The sequence below is a fragment of the Geomonas propionica genome (assembly GCF_016458235.1).
In the GTDB taxonomy this organism is placed as follows: domain Bacteria; phylum Desulfobacterota; class Desulfuromonadia; order Geobacterales; family Geobacteraceae; genus Geomonas; species Geomonas propionica.
Genome location: NZ_JAEMHK010000001.1, coordinates 209,164 through 225,259 on the forward strand (window position 1 = coordinate 209,164; position 16,096 = coordinate 225,259).

9 protein-coding genes are annotated in these 16,096 nt (G+C 60.0%); all 9 read right to left on the bottom strand.

Features of this window, described 5'->3' with window-relative positions; all coding sequences use genetic code 11:
* Positions 1-71: 71 nt before the first annotated feature.
* Complete coding sequence (locus tag JFN90_RS00970; protein WP_199393233.1) at positions 72-1,604, bottom strand: hybrid sensor histidine kinase/response regulator; 1,533 nt, start codon at positions 1,602-1,604, stop codon at positions 72-74.
* Positions 1,576-3,861, bottom strand: a complete 2,286-nt coding sequence (locus tag JFN90_RS00975) for an ATP-binding protein (RefSeq protein WP_199393234.1) — start codon at positions 3,859-3,861, stop codon at positions 1,576-1,578. The genes JFN90_RS00970 and JFN90_RS00975 overlap by 29 nt, the downstream gene beginning before the upstream one ends.
* A gap of 109 nt (positions 3,862-3,970) precedes the next feature.
* Positions 3,971-4,978, bottom strand: a complete 1,008-nt coding sequence (locus JFN90_RS00980) for an NAD(P)H-dependent glycerol-3-phosphate dehydrogenase (RefSeq protein WP_199393235.1) — start codon at positions 4,976-4,978, stop codon at positions 3,971-3,973.
* Between the two features lie 70 nt (positions 4,979-5,048).
* Positions 5,049-6,572 (bottom strand): HEAT repeat domain-containing protein, encoded by a 1,524-nt coding sequence (locus JFN90_RS00985; RefSeq protein ID WP_199393236.1) that lies wholly within the window; start codon positions 6,570-6,572, stop codon positions 5,049-5,051.
* 204 nt (positions 6,573-6,776) lie between these two features.
* On the bottom strand, positions 6,777-9,290 hold the full coding sequence (gene gyrA / locus JFN90_RS00990) for a DNA gyrase subunit A (RefSeq protein WP_199393237.1): 2,514 nt from the start codon (positions 9,288-9,290) through the stop codon (positions 6,777-6,779).
* A 235-nt stretch (positions 9,291-9,525) separates the two neighbouring features.
* Positions 9,526-11,916 (bottom strand): DNA topoisomerase (ATP-hydrolyzing) subunit B, encoded by a 2,391-nt coding sequence (gene gyrB, locus JFN90_RS00995; RefSeq protein ID WP_199393238.1) that lies wholly within the window; start codon positions 11,914-11,916, stop codon positions 9,526-9,528.
* Positions 11,917-12,099: 183 nt separating this feature from the next.
* Positions 12,100-13,194, bottom strand: coding sequence for a DNA replication/repair protein RecF (gene recF, locus JFN90_RS01000; RefSeq protein ID WP_199393239.1), 1,095 nt, complete (start codon positions 13,192-13,194; stop codon positions 12,100-12,102).
* Positions 13,195-13,310: 116 nt separating this feature from the next.
* Positions 13,311-14,429, bottom strand: coding sequence for a DNA polymerase III subunit beta (dnaN, locus tag JFN90_RS01005; RefSeq protein ID WP_199393240.1), 1,119 nt, complete (start codon positions 14,427-14,429; stop codon positions 13,311-13,313).
* Between the two features lie 217 nt (positions 14,430-14,646).
* The gene (gene dnaA / locus JFN90_RS01010; protein ID WP_199393241.1) at positions 14,647-16,032 is read right to left on the bottom strand and encodes a chromosomal replication initiator protein DnaA; all 1,386 of its coding nucleotides are present in this window, start codon (positions 16,030-16,032) and stop codon (positions 14,647-14,649) included.
* Positions 16,033-16,096: the final 64 nt, after the last annotated feature.

Genomic DNA, 16,096 nt, shown 5'->3' on the forward strand with positions numbered 1-16,096 from the left:
AATAATTAAAGAGTCTTTTTAAACTTCCCTAACGGTCAGGCCATATTTTGAACTAATGAAGCGGCAGCTTCCTACTCTTCGGGCTCCTCCGGCTGGGCGGGAAGCAGGATCGTGAAGACGCTGCCAGCCCCCGGCGCGCTCTCAGCCCAGATGAAGCCGCCGTGGGCGTCCACCGCCTTCCTGCAGAAGGCGAGGCCCAGCCCGGTGCCGCGAGTCTTGCCCTGGCGGCGGTTCCTGGCCTGGACAAAGCGGTCGAAGATGGAGCCCAGCGCTTCCTGCGGGATGCCTATTCCGCTGTCACGCACCATGATCCGTACGAAGTCTCCTTCAGTCGGGAGCTGCAGCGGCGCGTAGTTCTGCTCAGGGACTGTTCCCGTCACGGTGGTCGGGTCGTGCACCAGGTCGGCGGAAACCTCGATCTCGCCCCCTTCGGGAGTGAACTTCACCGCGTTGGAGAGAAGGTTCCCCATGATCCTGTTGAAGGAGGAACGGTCCGCCGAGACGGGCGGGAGGCCTGAGGGGAAGGTGGTGAAGAGCTTGATGGCGCCGCGCTGCGCCAGGGTCTGGAACTTGTTGACGCTGCGGTTGACCAATGCTGCCGGATCCTCGTCTCTGAAGGAGAGCTTCATCTTGCCCGCCTCGAACTTGTGGATGCCGAGCAGGGTGTCGATCATCTCCACCATCTCCTCGCAGCTCTCGATGGCGGCGTTTAGGTACTCGCGCTGGTCCTCGTTGATCGGGCCGAGCTTCGCCTCACGCACCAGGTCGATGGAGCCGACCACGGCGGTGATCGGAGACTTCAGGTCGTGCGACAGCATGCTGACGAAGTCCTCCTTCTCCTGCTCCAACTCCTTCAGCTTGGAGATGTCGCGGATGATCTCGACGCTGCCGACCAAGTCCCCGGCCGAGTTTTTCAGCGGCGCAGCCGACGAGAGCACTGGCACCAGTTGCCCCCCGATCTGGAGCTGGTAGCCGACACCCAGGCAGGCTTCCCCCGTGCGCAAGACGGTGCGGGCCGGCAGTTCGCCCCCCGGCACCTCCGCTTTCAACACCTCTTCCAGGACCTTCCCCTCGATCGCCCCCTCGCAGGAGAGTACGCTCTCCGCCTGGCGGCTCGCGGTGATGATGGTCCCGTTCAGGTCGACGGCCAGCAGGAGATCCGCCATCCCCTGCAGCACGGCTGCCATCTTGAGGCGCTCCTCGTCCAACTGCCTCTGCAGCCTGGCGTTTTCCTTCCTGGTGCGATCGATGCCGATGGCGCGCTCCACCTTCTGCAGCATGTCATCGGACGAGAAAGGCTTGGAGATGTAGTCCAGCGCCCCCTTCTTCATGGCATCGACCGCGATGTCCTCGCTGCCGTGCGCGGTCATCATCACCACCGGGGTCTCGTCGCTGCGGATCCGGCTCAGCACCTCCAGGCCGTCCATGCGGGGCATCTTGATATCCAGCATGATCAGGGAAAAATATTCGCGCTCGACTGCCTCCAGCGCCTCCACCCCGTCGCGGGCGCGCTCCGTCTCGTACCCGGCGTCTTCTAACTGCAGCTTGAGGATGAGGGCGATGTCCGCCTCGTCATCAACTATGAGAATCTTGTCCTTTTGCATCGGTCTCCCCTATGATTGGTACCGTGAAGCTGAAGGTGTTGCCGCGCTCCTGGGCGGCGGTGTAGAAGATCCGGCCGTGATGGCGCTCGACGATCTCCTTGCATATGGCGAGTCCGAGACCGGTGCCACCCACCTTGCCGCGTTCATGGCATTCTATCTGCTGGAATTTCTTGAAAAGTTTGTCCCGGTCCGACCACTGGATCACGCGCCCCTTGTCCGCCACCGACACCACGACGTAGTTTCCTTCCTGCTCCGCGCTGATCATGACCACCTTTCCCTCCGGCGAGAACTTCACCGCGTTGGACAAGAGGTTGGTGAGCACCTGGATCAGGCGGTCGCTGTCGCCGTACACACGGGGGAGGTGCTCACCGACCGTGTTGACGATGGTGATGTCGCGCCCCATGGCGTAGGACTTGATCTCCTCGACGGCGTACACGGTCAGTTCGCCGATGGAGACCGGCTTGAACTTGAACACCATGCCCCCCGATTCGATGCCGGAGATGTCCAGGATCTCGCTGATAAGCCGAATCAGGCGCTGCGTGTTGCGGAAGCAGACGGTGAGGAGCTGCCGCTCGGTGTCGGTGAGCCACTTGCTCCGGGTCAGCAGTAACTGCAGCGATCCCTTGATGGAGGTGAGCGGGGTCTTGAGCTCGTGCGAGACCGTCGAGATAAACTCCGTCTTCATCCGGTCCACCTGCTGCTCCACGGTGACGTCGCGGATGGAGAGGACGATCCCGGCGAAGTTGCCGAATTCATCGGAGAGCGAGGAGAGGTAGACATGCAGTCTCTTCCCCTTCACCGTCAGTTCCTCCTTGGTCCCCCCCGCGCGCTCGGGCTGCGCCAGCTCCCGGATCCGTTCCAGCAGCGGGGTGAAGCCGACCAGGTCGCACACCTGTTCGATGGGCTGGCCGACCACTCGGTGCGGCACCATCCCGAAGAGCTGCTGCGCAGCCGGGTTGAAGAGCACCACCCGGTTATCCAGGTCGGTCACGACGACGGCTTCGGCCAGGCTGGTCAGCACCGCCTCCAGCCTCCCCATCTCCATAACCAGGGCCGAGGTCCGCTCGTCCACCATCCGCTCCAACTGCTCGTTCAGCTCCTGGAGATCATTGGTCTTCTTGTTGATGATGGAGTCGCGCTCCTTGAGCGCCTGCACCATCTTGTTGAAGGAGGAGGCGAGCGCCCCCACCTCGTCGTCCTGATCCCCCTCGACCCTCTGGTCCAGGTCCCCTTGTTCGATCTTGCGGGCGCTCGACGCCAGCTGCCGCAGCGGACCGGTAAAGTGCCGGGAGGCAAGAAAGGCCAAGCCGAAGGAACAGAGGATGCCGATGAAGGCGGAGGCGAGGATGTTGCCGAGGTTTTCCCGCCTGGTTTCCCTGAACCGTTCGATGGCCACAGCGACCGAAATGGAACCGACGAATTCGCCCCGGCTATTCAGGATGGGGTCGATGACCGTCTCGTAGTCTCTTGATCCGATGCGCGCCTCGCCGCGGTACACCTCGCCCCGCTCCAGCACTTCGATGACCTTTGGGGAGAGGGTGGAGGCGTCACGCATGGTGGCCGGCAGGCTGCTGGCGATACGCAGGTCCCGCTGGGTAATGCTCACTTCGACGTCGTTGCCCGCTACCTCCTCAAGGTCGCTGGGGAGGGTCGCTTGGTTGTTAAGGATTTCGGCGGCAACCAGGCAGCCCAAGACGCTGCCGCCTTGGCCGAGCACCGGGATCACCACGGTGTTTACCAGGGCCTCCGTATTGCTTTCCTGCTCGCAATAGCGTTGGGCCCCTGCCTGACACAGCGTTGCAGCCGGCAGTATCTCTGTCGAGCTCACCACACCTTTCCCTGCCACTGCCTGGTCCAGTATCCCGGGCAGGTACAGCTCCTCGCCATACGAAGTGGTGTCGATGCCCGCCAGGATCCTCTTTTTGCCATCCAGCACCAGCAAAATGTCCAGGGAGGGGAGCACCCTGTGCATCCTTTTCAGCCGCTCGTCCAGCCATTTGCGATCACGCGCCCCAATATGTCCCTGCACCACCGGCGCGGTGGCAGGCTGCAGCAGCGAATAATTGATTACATTGGCGCGGTCGCGGTACTGGCTGCGGGCGTAGGTGAGGTTGGTTTCCAGGTTGCGGTCGACCTCTGTGCGCAGGGACGCGCTCATGGTCTTCATGGTCGAGTAGATCAGGGTGGAATAGGAGATGAGAAGGATGGCGAGAATGGACAGGAGCAGTTTGGTTCTGATGCCAAAACGTGGTTGCATTACCTATCCTTGAAAAAACAGATAAAGACTGAGATTAAGACAAAGAAAGCCCTGGTAGATGCCACATCTACGGCCTCAGCTTAATCTCAATCTTAATCTTGATCTGTTGCTAAGCTCCTTCGGCCTTCAGGTTCCTGGTCATAAGCTCCAGGACCGCTTCACGCGCCGGCTTGTTCTGATAGAGCATCTGGTACATCTGGTTGATGATGGGCATCTCGACCCCCAGCTTCTTGGCGAGGTTGTAGGCCGACTCGGTGGTCTTGACCCCTTCGGCGACCATGCGCATCTCGCCGAGGATCTCCTCGAGGCGCCGTCCTTGCCCGATCTGGATGCCGACGCTGCGGTTCCTGGAAAGGTCGCCGGTGCAGGTGAGCACCAGGTCTCCCATTCCGGCTAGCCCCGCGAAGGTGGCGGGCTGGGCTCCCATGGCAAGCCCGAGGCGGGTCATTTCGGCAAGGCCGCGGGTGATGAGGGCCGCGCGGGTGTTGCTCCCGAAGCCGAGGCCGTCCGAGATGCCGGCGGCGATGGCGATGACGTTCTTGATGGCGCCGCCCAGTTCGACCCCCACCACGTCGGAGTTCCGGTAGACGCGGAAGAAGTTGGTGGTGAACGCTTCCTGAACCCGGCGCGCGATCTCCTCGGAAGCCGCGGCGGTGGCGACGGCGGTCGGCATCTCCTGCGCCACTTCCCGTGCGAAGCTCGGGCCTGAGAGTGCCGCGAACCTGGCGTACATCTCCGGGGGAAGGACCTCCTGGTAGATCTCGGAAACCGTGGCCAGGGTGTCCACCTCGATCCCCTTGGAGGCGGAAATGATGACCGCGTCCCTCGGGATGAAGGGGAGGGAGTTGGTGATCACCCGGCGCACCAGCTGGGACGGCACCACGCAGAGCACCATGGTGCAGCCGCGGTAGGCCTCCTCGAGATCGTTGGTGAAGGCGAGGCTTTCCTGCAGCTTGATCCCCGGCAGGAAGAGATCGTTCTCCCTGGTTTCACGCATGGTGAGGACCAGTTCGGGCTCGTAGGCCCAAAGGGTGACCTCGTGTCCCTTCTTGGCGAGCAGGTCGGCCAGCGTGGTACCCCAACTGCCGGCACCGATTACAGCAACTTTTTCTAGCATCTATTCAAGCCCTCTTACCGTGTATCTAGCCCTCATGAGGACTTCATTGTAGCATAAATAATTAAATCCCCTACAGCTCTTCGACCGCCCTCAGCGGCGGTTCCTCGCCGCGCTCCAGGGATTCCCTAGCGATTTCCATGCTCTCCAGCGCGAAGCGACGCAGAAACGGGTGCAGGTGGTGCGGCAGCGGGTTGTCCAGCAGGCTGTCGGCCATCCCCACGATCTTGGCCACCTCAAGGTTGTCCCTGCCGCAGCGGCGCATCAGGTCCGCACTCACCAGCAGCCGCTCCCGGATCAGTTCCAGCTCGGGCGCCAGCAGTTCGGAGCAGAAGCCCTCCAAAACCTGCTCGCAATCCTTGCCGCTGCGATATTCCTCGGCGAAATCATAGACCCGCTGGTCGGCCATGAACCAGCCGGAGAAGAAGGTGTCGCCAAAAAGCCGCTGTGCCAGTTGCTCGCCGTCCAGGAAGCTGAGCCGGCGGGAGCGGGGGAGGTCGGTGAGCTTTTCCGAGTAGCGCGCCGGCGTCATGTCTTCACCAGCGAAGATGCCGCGCCTCATGTAGAAGTCGGCGGGAAGATAGCAGAGGTCGCGGCTCCAGTATAGGGCGTCGCGCACCAGGTCCAAAAGGTACCCCGGTGCGACCTCTATCAGGTCGTCCTGCATGCGGAAGCCGTCCACCTCGGCGGCAAAGTTTTCGAGGGTGAGGTCGCCTGCACCCCATGCCGCCAACACCCCGCGCCTTTCGTGCACCTGCATGTACAGCACGCCCACCGTGTCCAGGCCGGACCAGCGCGACAGCAGCAGCGAACGGTACCCGTCGCCGTCGGGCGGAGTCGCGTACGCGATATAAAATGGGAGCAGCTTGCGCGGCGGCGGCACCGCAACGCCCAGGAAGCGCAGCCTGCGCAGCGCCTTTTCGGTGGCGGGGACAAGTTCCGCATCGCAGTCGGCCAGGAAGTTCTGCAACACGGCCGCGGCCCGCGAGTCCCTTATTTTGCCCAGTGCCGCCACTGCGGACTGCACCAGCTCGCGGTCCTCGTGCCAGAGCATCGCCTCGAGCAGACGGGGTGACTGGCTGTCGCCGGAGTTGCACAGCTCACGGATCACGGTCTGCTGCACCTCGGCAGGGTAGGAGAGGAAGTCATCCAGGAAGGTGACCATCCCTTCCTCGCCCAACTGCATGGCGCCCTGAACCTGCTGCCCCAGCGAACTGCCGCCGGAGCTTGGCTTGTCCTTCTTGAAGGGAGGGGAGTTGACGTCGACACCGTAGCCTTCCAGCGCGATCATCAGGGCCGCCTTGCCGTCGGCAGCGAGGTCCTGGCGTTTGAGCGCGATCTGGATCAACTGGTCGAGCCAGTCGCTGGTGTCGAAGAAGTCCAGGACGTAGGTGAACTTGGTGATCAATTCGCCCGAGTTCTCGCGCCAGAGCTCCCGCACCAGCGGACGCAGCGCCCGCTTGCCGGCCTCCTGGAACTTCTGGCCGATCCGCTCCATCTCGTGGATGGAGATGCCGTCACCCTTCAGCCGCCCCAGGAGATCCAGAATGTCGCGACGCTCGTTGAGGGAGTTATCTACCTTCTCGCTCTGTTGCATGGGCCTACCCTTTTTCACTGCATGGCACCCCTCCAAAGGAGGGCAAAGATTACATGTTCGACGTTTGCTGCCGGTGCTGCTCCTGCCGGGGGACTGCGCCGTGGTGGCATCGCCCTCACCCCTGCCCCTCTCCCGAAGGGCGAGGGGTCCTGCCTGCCTTTCACTCCCTCTCCCTCTGGGAGAGGGGCGGGGTGAGGGAGGTTTTTACTCCTCCCCTTCACCGCCATCGATTTCGAGTTCGCCGATCTCGTCGATGTCGTTTTCTTCCTCGTTATCCTCCTGGTCCTCTTTCTCGGCCAGGCGGGCCACGGCGACGACGCGCTCGTTCTCTTCCTTCACCATGAGGCGCACGCCCTGGGTGTTGCGGCCGATGATGGAGAAGCCGGCCACCGAGACGCGCAGGATCTTGCCCTGGTCGGTGATCAGCATCAGGTCGTTGTCGTCCACCACCTGCTTGATGTCCACCACGTTGCCGTTACGCTCGGTGGTCTTGATGGTGATGATCCCCTTGCCGCCGCGGGACTGGGTGCGGTACTCGCTGATCTCGGTCCGCTTGCCGTAGCCGTTTTCAGTGACGGTGAAGATGGTGGAGTCGGTGAAGTTCTCGTTGAGAATCTCCATGCCGATCACCACGTCCTCGTCCTCGAGGGTCATGCCGCGCACGCCGCGGGAAACGCGGCCCACGGTCCGGACGTCTTCTTCCTTGAAGCGGATCGCCTTGCCGGTCGCGGTGGCCAGGAGCACGTCCTGCTTGCCGTCGGTGAGCGCCACGGAGATGAGCTTGTCCCCGTCGTCCAGGTTGACGGCGATGATGCCGCCCACCCTCGGGTGCGAGTACTCCATCAGGTTGGTCTTTTTCACCACGCCGTTCCTGGTGGCCATCATGAGGTACTTGTCGTCCGCGAACTCCTTCACCGGCAAAATCGTCGTGATCTTCTCGTTGTTGGCGAGGTTCAACAGGTTCACGATCGCCTTGCCGCGCGCAGCGCGGCCCGCTTCCGGAATCTCGTACACCTTCAACCAGTACACCTTGCCGGCATCGGTGAAGAACATGAGGTAGTCCTTGGTGGAGGCGATGAACAGCTGCTCCACGAAATCCTCCTCTTTGGTCTTCATGCCGGTCTTCCCTTTGCCGCCGCGGCGCTGGGCCCGGTACAGGGTGACGGCGTTACGCTTGATGTAGCCGGTGTGCGAGATGGTGACCACCATGTCTTCCTCGACGATGGTGTCCTCGAGCGAAATGTCCGCGGTCTGCATCACGATCTCGGAGCGGCGCTTGTCGCCGAACTTCTCTTTCAGCTCCAGCAGCTCGCCCACGATGATCTTGAGGATCTCCGCCTCGGAGGCCAGGATCTCCTTCAAACGGGCGATGTACTTCAGGATCTCGCGCAGCTCTTCGAGGATCTTCTCGCGCTCCAGGCCGGTCAGGCGGTGCAGCCTCATGTCCAGGATGGCCTGGGCCTGCAGGTCGGAGAGCCCGAACTTCTCCATGAGGCCCACCTTCGCCTCGGCCGGCGAGGCGCTCGCCTTGATCAGCGCGATCACCGCGTCCAAGTTGTCGAGTGCTATCTTCAAGCCTTCCAGGATGTGAGCCCTCGCCTCGGCCTTCTTCAGGTCGAAGATGGTGCGGCGGGTGACGATCTCTTTCCTGTGCTCGATGAAGAACTCCATTGTTTCCTTCAGGGTCAGGACGCGCGGCCGGTTGTGCACGATGGCCAGCATGATGATGCCGAAGGAGGACTGCATCTGGGTCTGCTTGTACAGGTGGTTCAGGAGGATGGTCGGGTTCTCGTCCTTCTTGAGCTCGATGACGATGCGCATGCCCTCGCGGTCGCTCTCGTCTCTCAAGTCGGAGATACCCTCGATCTTCTTCTCCTTGACCAGCTCGGCGATCTTCTCCACCAGCCTGGCCTTGTTCACCTGGTACGGTATCTCGGTGACCACGATGGACTGGCGCTCGGTCTTCTTCTGGGTCTCGATCTGCACCTTGGCGCGCATCTGGATGATGCCGCGGCCGGTGGAGTAGGCCTTCATGATCCCCTCGCGGCCGTAGATGAAGCCGCCGGTCGGGAAGTCCGGTCCCGGGACCAGTTCCACCAGCTCTTCGAAGGAGAGCTGCGGGTTAGCGATGATGGCGACGATGGCGTCCACCACCTCGGAGAGGTTGTGGGGCGGGATGTTGGTCGCCATGCCGACCGCGATGCCGGCCGAGCCGTTCACCAAGAGGTTCGGGAACTTGGAGGGAAGGACCAGCGGCTCCTTCAAGGAGTCGTCGTAGTTCGGGCCATACGGCACCGTTTCCTTGTCCAAGTCGTTCAGGAGTTCGTGGGCCAGCTGCTCCATCCTGATCTCGGTGTAACGCATTGCCGCCGGGGAGTCGCCGTCGATGGAGCCGAAGTTCCCCTGGCCGTCGACCAGCGGGTAGCGCAGCGAGAAGTCCTGGGCCATCCTGACCAGGGTGTCGTAGACGGCGGTATCGCCGTGCGGGTGGTATTTACCGATGACGTCGCCGACGACGCGGGCCGATTTCTTGTACGGCTTGTTCCAGTCGTTTGACATGTCGTACATAGCGTAGAGGCAGCGTCTGTGCACCGGCTTCAGGCCGTCACGTACGTCCGGAAGCGCGCGGCCGACGATGACCGACATGGCGTAGTCCATGTAGGAGCGCTTCATCTCGTCTTCGATGTTTACCGATACCTTGTTCAGTTGATTCAGCATTTAGGAAACCCTTTCCGGTCAAAAGGCGGCACTTTCGGGTGAAATCCCCCGGAATATGCCCTCACAATTGATTTGCAGTAGAAATATGCAAAACGCTATCCCCTCCCGAAGGGAGGGGAAATTTTTTTTATTTAAGGATTCTGAGCCCTTAACACCCACTAACCCAGCCTCTATCAACTACCCCTCGCCCTCCGGGAGAGGGTCGGGGTGAGGGCCTTGAAGGAGGGGGGGATTGCTACACGTCCAGGTTGACGACGTTGAGCGCGTTCTGCTCGATGAACTCGCGGCGCGGCTCTACCTGGTCGCCCATGAGCACGGTGAAGATCTCCTCGGCCGCCACGGCGTCCTCGATTTTCACCTGCAGCAGCACCCTGTTCTCCTGGTGCATGGTGGTCTCCCAGAGCTGCTCCGGGTTCATTTCGCCCAGACCTTTGTAGCGCTGGATGTAGAGGCCCTTCTTGGCGCTCTCCATGAACCAGGAGAGGATGTCGTCCTGGCTCTCGCTCTCGAACATCACCTTGTCTTCCGGCCCGAGGATGACACTGGCGCCGACCCCCATCACCGAGCGGACCCGCTTGTGGTTGTCGAGCAGCATGGCGTACTCGTAGGAATCCAGCACCTCGAAGATCTGCTGATCGATCTTCACCCTCAGGTTTCCAAAGGCGAAGATGATGCTTTCGTCGTGGACCTGGGCCTCCACCTCGGGGTAGGCCTCCTTCATCTTGGGCAACAGCGCGATCAGGTGCGACATCTCCTCCAGGCCCGGCTTGATGCCGGCCTTCAGGAAGACCTTCAGGAGCAGTTCGTTGATTCCCTTCTTGACCACCTTGTCGAAGAGCTCGTCGTAGTCGATCAACTGGGTCAGGATCGGGATGATCTGCTTGCCGCGGTAGACGCGCTCGTCGTTGCCGGAGCCGAGCTTCAGGGTCATGTCCTCGGTTCCTTCCTCGAGGAGGTAGGCCTGCAGCGCCACCTCGTTCTTCAGGTACTGCTCCTTCCTGCCGCGCTTGATCTTGTACAGAGGGGGTTGCGCGATGTAGAGGTAGCCGCGCTCGATCATCTCCATCATTTGGCGGAAGAAGAAGGTCAAAAGCAGCGTGAGGATGTGCGAGCCGTCGACGTCCGCATCGGTCATGATGATGATGCGGTGGTAGCGGAGCTTCGCGATGTCGAAGTCTTCCTTGCCGATCGAGGTGCCCAGGGCCGAGATCAGGGTCCTGATCTCCTGGGAGGCGAGCATCTTGTCGAAGCGCGCCTTCTCGACATTGAGGATCTTACCCTTCAGCGGCAGGATCGCCTGGTACTTCCTGTCACGCCCCTGCTTCGCCGAGCCCCCTGCGGAGTCACCCTCGACCAGGAACAGTTCGCACAGCGCCGGGTCCTTCTCCTGGCAGTCGGCCAGCTTGCCGGGGAGGGTGCCCACCTCGAGCGCCCCCTTGCGGCGGGTCAGTTCGCGCGCCTTCCTGGCCGCCTCGCGGGCGCGTGCCGCGTCGATGGACTTCTCCAGGATCTTCCTCGCCATGGCCGGGTTCTCCTCGAGGTAGGTGGCGAGCTTCTCGTTCATCATGGTCTCGACGTACCCCTTGACCTCGGAGTTGCCGAGCTTGGTCTTGGTCTGCCCCTCGAACTGCGGCTGGGAGATCTTCACCGAGATGACCGCGGTGAGGCCTTCGCGCAGGTCCTCGCCGGAGATGGCCACCTTGACGTTCTTCAGGAGGTTGTTGGCAGTCGCGTAGTTGTTCATGGTACGGGTCAGCGACGCCTTGAAGCCGATCAGGTGCGTGCCGCCTTCGTGGGTGTTGATGTTATTGGCAAAGGAGAACACCTTCTCGTCGTAGGAGTCGTTGTACTGCATGGCGATCTCGATATCGACGCCGCCCTTCTCCCCCTTGATGTAGATCGGTTCCGGGTTCACGAGGTTCTTGTTCTTGTTCAGGTACTCGACGAAGCTCTTGATGCCCCCTTCGTAGAAGAAGTCGTGGTCCTTCTCGGTGCGCTCGTCGTGGATCTTGATGCGCACGCCGGCGTTCAGGAAGGCGAGCTCCCTCAAGCGCTTGGAGAGGACATCGAAGGAGAACTCGGTGGTCTCGAAGATCTCGCCGTCGGGGAGGAAGGTGATCTTGGTGCCGCGCCTCTTGGTCTCGCCGGTGATGGCGAGCGGCGCCTGGGGCACGCCCCTGCGGTAGCTCTGGGTGAAGAGCTGGCCGTTTCTGCGAATCTCCAGCTCGAGCTTGGTGGAAAGCGCGTTGACGACAGACGAACCGACACCGTGCAGACCGCCGGAAACCTTGTAGGAGGAGTTGTCGAACTTTCCGCCGGCGTGGAGCACGGTGAGGACGACCTCCGCCGCCGACCGGCCCTCGGTGGGGTGCATGTCGGTCGGGATGCCGCGGCCGTTGTCCTCGACGGTTACCGACCCGTCCAGATGGATGGTGACCTGGACTGCGTCACAGTAGCCGGCGAGTGCCTCGTCGATGGCGTTGTCCACCAGTTCGTAAACCAGGTGGTGCAGACCCTGAGCAGCGGTGGAACCGATGTACATGGCCGGACGCTTTCTTACCGCTTCCAATCCTTCCAGAATCTGGATCTTATCCGCCCCGTAATCGTTTTGTTCTTCTGAGCTCATCGTTACCTCTTCTATGTGATTTCAGGCTTTTGCAAACTTACTTTTCTGTTCTGTTCCCCCGCCCCTCGCGGGAGGGGGCTAGGGGGTGGGGGAGGGTGCCATCATTGCCTCAGCTTGCGGCTTCACCCACCCCCCGACCCCCTCCCGTCAAGGGAGGGGGAGGAGTTTGTCTACTTCGCAGCATCACTCTGAAATGCGGCCTTCTTTGATACGAAACGTCTTGTTGTCTTCCATCTCCTCGACCGCCACGTTTGAGAGCGACGTGGTGGTGATGAAGACCTGCATCTCTCTTTTCTTTAAAAAATCCATCAGGTTCTGGTTGCGCTCGCGGTCCAGCTCGCTGGTCATGTCGTCCAGCAGGAGCACCGGCGGCGCCTCAAAGCACCTGGTGATGTACTCTATCTCCGCCATCTTGAGCGCCAGCACGAAGGACCTCTGCTGTCCCTGCGACGCGAAGTGCCGGGCCGAGCGGCCGTTCAAACCGAAGTAGAGGTCATCCCGGTGCGGCCCGATGGCCGTGGTCTGGCGTCTCTTCTCTTCCGCCGCGTGCGCCTTGAGGGCATCGGCGAGTGCGGCGGCCGGATCCGCGCTATAGGCCTTCTGGTCCACCCCGTGCAGCCGGTACTCGATCTGCACCGTCTCGTCGTTGCCGGAAATCTCGCTGTAGAAGCCCTGCAGCAGTTTTCCTATCTCGGCCAGGTACGCCTTTCTTCTCTCTATCACCAGTTGCGCCGCCTGGATCAACTGCTCGGTCCAGACCTCGATCCCGCTCCCGTCGCCGACCTTCAACAAGGCGTTGCGGTTCTTCAGTATCTTCGAGTAGTCGTGGAAGGCGGCCAGGTAACTCAGATCGCAGGTGAAGACCGCTCGATCCAGGTACCTGCGCCTAAGGTCCGGCCCTCCGCGCACCATGGAAATCTCTTCCGGCGTGAAGAGCACTACGTTCAGGCTGCCGAAGAAGTCGTCGAGACGCGTGGCTATCTTCGCGTCTATCTTCGCCTTCTTACCCTGCTTCTCCAACAGGAGGGCTATTTCCCTGCTGACCCGGTCCCGCTCCACGATTCCCTTGATCAGCGCAAACTCCGAACCGAACGCGATCAGCTCGACGTTTTTCGCCTGCTTGAAGGACTTCATCGTGGCGAGGAGGTAGATCGATTCCAGCAGGTTGGTCTTGCCCTGGCCGTTGTTGCCGTAAAAAACGTTGAACTTCTTGCCTGGAACAAGCTCGATGTTCTGCAGGTTACGGAATGAAGCAAGTTTGAGTTTTATAAGTTTCATAAAGACAGATTGAGACAAAGATTGAGATTAAGAAAACGAGGTGATTTCCAGTAATTCTTCCATATCCGCCTGCTGTTTCCGGTTTTCTTAATCTTTATCTTAATCTTTTCTGTCTTTTACAGCCTCATCGGCATGATGACCGCCAGGAACTCCTCGCCGTCCGCTGCCTTCATGATTACCGGGGAGAGCTCGTCCTTCAGCTTCAGCTCCACCTCGCGCTGCTCCATGACCGAAAGGACGTCGATCAGGTACTTGGCGTTGAAACGGGCCGAGATGGCGTTGCCGTCGTACTCGATCTCGATCTCCTCGCGCGCCTCGCCCAGTTCCGGGTTGCTGGAGGAGATGATCACCAGCTCCGGATTAACCTCGATCTTGACCCCTTTGAACTTCTCGCTGGAGAGGATCGACATCCTTTTCAGGGAATGGAGGAACTTGTCGCGGTTGATCTGGACGATGCGGTCGTTGGCGACCGGGATGACCTTGGTGTAGTCCGGGAACTCGCCGTCGATGAGTCGCATCACCACCACGGTGTTCCCCTTCTTGATGACGGCGCTGTTGTCCATGAAGCCGAGCATGATCTCGCCGTCTTCCTCCTCCACCATCTTCTTCAACTCGAAGATACCCTTCCTCGGGAAGATGACCCCCTTGGAGAGCTCGGCGGTGATGTTGCCGTTGATCTCCTTTTGGGCAACGGAGAGGCGATGACCGTCGGTCGCCACCATCTTGAGGACGTTGCTGCCGTTCTCGTCGAATGCTTTGATGAAGATACCGTTCAGGTTGTACTTGGTTTCGTCGTAGCAGATGGCATAGGAGGTCTTCTCGATCATGTCGGCCAGGATCTCGTTCTTGAAGACCAGGAAGCTCTCCTCCTTCACCTTGGGGAAGTAGGGGAACTCCTCCGACGAGAGACCTACGATGTTGAAGCGGGCCTTGCCGCAGGTGATCTCAACCCAGTCGTTGTCCTTGGTGGTGAAAAGGATTTCCTCGTCCGGCATCTCCTTGACGATCTCGTAGAGTTTCTTGGCGGAGACGGTAATCTTGCCTTCGCGGATCACGGTGGTCGGGTAGGAGCTCTTCATGCCGACCTCTAGATCGGTGGCGGTGATGAAGAGCTGGTCGTTCTGAACCTCCAGCAGTGCGTTGGAGAGAATGGGCATGGTGTTGCGTTTTTCTACGATCCCCTGAATCCTCTGGAGGGCTTTCATAAAAATCTCTTTGCTGATCCTGAATTCCATGTCTCTCTCCACTTATGGTTTTATTATTATGTTTTATCTTAAAGATTGTAGTAGTAGATAGTGTCCTGTTGATACTGTGGACAACCCCGTTACTCTTTGAAACTGTTCCGCTTTTGGGTCTTGCAACTCACAGGGATAAACCGCCCGTTTATCGTCATTTCTGCACAGGCTTTTTTGACAGTGCCTGCGACGGGCTGTTTGTCCACAGTTATCCCCACTATGTGAACAGCCTTTTCTTGATGTCTTCCACAGTCGCCTTCAGGTCCGCGTCGGCCGCCAATTGCTTCTCTATTTTCTTCACCGAGTGGATGATGGTCGAGTGGTCCTTGCCGCCGAATTTCTCGCCGATCTCCGGGTAGGAGGCCTTGGTCAGCTCCCGGCATATATATATGGCGATCTGGCGCGGCACCACCAGGGTCTTGATGCGCTTGTCCGACTTGAGCTCCGAAAGCTTGATGCGAAAGTGGTCGGCGACCATCTTCTGGATCATCTCCACGCTGATGTCGCGGGTCTTCTCGACGATGATGTCCTTCATCACCTCGCGCGCCATAGCAAGGGTGATCTCTTTACCGGTCAGGCTCGCGAAGGCCTCAAGGCGGATCAGCATCCCTTCCAGTTCGCGGATGTTGCTGGTGGCGCCTTCAGCGAGGAAGAGCGCCACGTCGTCGGGGAGGTTCACCGCGTGCATGTCGGACTTCTTCTTGAGGATGGCGACCTTGGTTTCTACACCCGGCGGCTGGATGTCCGCGATCAGGCCCCACTCGAAGCGCGATCTCAGGCGCTCTTCGAGGCCCGGGATGTCCTTGGGGAACTTGTCCGAGGTGACCACGATCTGCTTGTGCGACTCGTAGAGCGCGTTGAAGGTGTGGAAGAACTCCTCCTGGGTCGCCTCTTTTCCGGCCATGAACTGGATGTCGTCGATGAGCAGCAGGTCCATCTTCCTGAACTTGTTGCGGAACTCGTCCATCTTCTTGTAGCGCAGCGAGTTGATCATCTCGTTCATGAACTTCTCGGACGAGTAGTAGCAGATCTTTGCCCTTGGGTTCTTGGCCAGGATCTGGTTGCCGATGGCATTCACCAGGTGCGTCTTGCCCAGACCAACGCCCCCGTAAATGAAGAGCGGGTTGTAGTTGGAGGCCGGCTTGTTGGCGACAGCCTGGGACGCCGCATAGGCAAACTGGTTGCTCGGCCCGGACACGAAGGACTCGAAGGTGTACTTGGGGTTGAGGTTGGGGACCAGTTCCGGCTTTTTGTCCTTCTCCTTCTCCTTCTCCTTGTCCCTTTCGCCTTCCTTCTCTTTATCCTTATCCTTGCTCTTGGCCTTAGGCTCCTTCTCCGCCTTGGGCTCGGAAGACTCGGGCTTCGATTCGGCGACGTGGAACTCGACGTGGTAGGTCTTTGAGGTGATCGCGGAGAGTACTTCCTTGATCATTGAGAGGTACTTGTCAGTAACCCATTTCTGAAAGAACGAGCTCGGTACTTCGAGGACTACGGTGTCTACGGTGGCGCCAAGGAACTTAAGCGGCTCTATCCAGGTCGTGTAAGTCTGCTCAGTTAATACTTGTTTAAGATTTGCCTGGGCTTCCAGCCAAATATTTTCCATGGAGAGAGGCCTTTTTTTCACTGTTTTTAAACAGCTTTATCAACAACTGTTGATAATAGATAAG

What these genes read in the sequence shown, in the direction of transcription:
- dnaN (WP_199393240.1), bottom strand. Translation starts at nt 14,429, where the DNA reads ATGGAATTCAGGATCAGCAAAGAGATTTTTATGAAAGCCCTCCAGAGG.
- gyrB (WP_199393238.1), bottom strand. Translation starts at nt 11,916, where the DNA reads ATGAGCTCAGAAGAACAAAACGATTACGGGGCGGATAAGATCCAGATT.
- JFN90_RS00975 (WP_199393234.1), bottom strand. Translation starts at nt 3,861, where the DNA reads ATGCAACCACGTTTTGGCATCAGAACCAAACTGCTCCTGTCCATTCTC.
- JFN90_RS00970 (WP_199393233.1), bottom strand. Translation starts at nt 1,604, where the DNA reads ATGCAAAAGGACAAGATTCTCATAGTTGATGACGAGGCGGACATCGCC.
- recF (WP_199393239.1), bottom strand. Translation starts at nt 13,194, where the DNA reads ATGAAACTTATAAAACTCAAACTTGCTTCATTCCGTAACCTGCAGAAC.
- dnaA (WP_199393241.1), bottom strand. Translation starts at nt 16,032, where the DNA reads ATGGAAAATATTTGGCTGGAAGCCCAGGCAAATCTTAAACAAGTATTA.
- gyrA (WP_199393237.1), bottom strand. Translation starts at nt 9,290, where the DNA reads ATGCTGAATCAACTGAACAAGGTATCGGTAAACATCGAAGACGAGATG.
- JFN90_RS00980 (WP_199393235.1), bottom strand. Translation starts at nt 4,978, where the DNA reads ATGCTAGAAAAAGTTGCTGTAATCGGTGCCGGCAGTTGGGGTACCACG.
- JFN90_RS00985 (WP_199393236.1), bottom strand. Translation starts at nt 6,572, where the DNA reads ATGCAACAGAGCGAGAAGGTAGATAACTCCCTCAACGAGCGTCGCGAC.